Raw genomic sequence first — 1,175 nt, 5'->3', positions numbered from 1 at the left:
ACGGATTGTAGATACCTATTGTGTTTTCTGCAAAGTGATAGCCATCGTAATACTCTTTGAGTTTGGCACATGTTTCTTCATATGTCATTGCTTGCGCATTTGCCAACTCGTGAAGCTCTTCTTCCAGATTGTCATGTATCTCCTGTTCGGAGACACCGCAGATGTTGACATAAGGTTCGCGCATGGAGATATCGTCCAGATTGTTCAGGTCGCTGAATACACTGATTTTGCCGAATTTGGTTACTCCCGTCAACATGGCGAACTGGATGTAGCCGTCCATTGTCTTCAAGGCTCCATAAAAAGGTTTCAAGGTGTTTCGGAATGTCTGTTGTAGCTCCTCGTTGCCAATGGCTTGCAACATCGGTTTATCATATTCGTCCACGAGGATTACGACACGTTGTCCGGTTTGTTTGCAGGCCCGTTCGATGATTCCTGCAAAACGCAACGAGAAAGAACGTTCGGACGGATTTGCACCGTAAAGAGCTTCCCATCCGGCCAATGTCTTTTCCAGCATATTATCCAGGCTTTCCGGTCGATCATATTTTTCTATATTCAGGTCAATATGCAGAATCGGATGTTTGATCCAGTCTTTTTCCAACTTTTCCATGGCAAGCCCCTCGAACAGCTCTTTTTTGCCTTGAAAGTAAGCTTCGAGCGTAGATATGAGCAAGCTTTTACCAAAGCGGCGCGGGCGGCTCAGAAAATAGTAGCTACCGGTTTTGACAACACGGTAGATCAGTTCGGTTTTATCGATATAGAAATAACCGCTACTGCGAAGCTTTTCAAAGTTCTGTATTCCGATAGGATAAATCTTGTTGCTCATAGCTGTCTTTTTTGTTGTTTAATTCGCATAATTGTTAGTTCTCTTCAATTATCCACTGTTCGATATTCCGTAACTGATTGCTGAAATTCACGCCGATCTTGAATAGTTTCCGAGGATCGGTAGCGAATGGCAGCGCGTAATGCTTCTCGTTTATCTGTTGTAAAGCCTCTTCTGCTGTTCCTTCTAATTTGAACTCCATGACATAAATGTAGTCATTGGTTTTCAATACTAAATCGATACGCTCCATATTGGTGTGGTACTCTACTTGGGTATAAAGGCCGACTAATTTGAAGACAATGAAAAGTACATTCTGGTAATGCAGCTCCAATTGGCGGACCAGTTCATAAGGCGT

Annotated in this window: 2 protein-coding genes; both read right to left on the bottom strand. The window is 43.1% G+C overall.

The window, feature by feature from the left end:
• Positions 1–823: AAA family ATPase (locus tag DW083_RS21915; protein ID WP_158582151.1), on the bottom strand; the 823-nt coding region annotated here is incomplete at its 3' end.
• 34 nt (positions 824–857) lie between these two features.
• Positions 858–1,175, bottom strand: a 318-nt coding sequence (locus tag DW083_RS21910; protein ID WP_199659208.1) for a PD-(D/E)XK nuclease domain-containing protein, incomplete at its 5' end; no start/stop codon positions are given.

The sequence above is a fragment of the Parabacteroides sp. AF48-14 genome (assembly GCF_003477465.1).
Lineage (GTDB): Bacteria > Bacteroidota > Bacteroidia > Bacteroidales > Tannerellaceae > Parabacteroides > Parabacteroides acidifaciens.
Note: the sequence above shows the minus strand (reverse complement) of the source record. Positions and strands in the feature narration are given on the sequence as shown.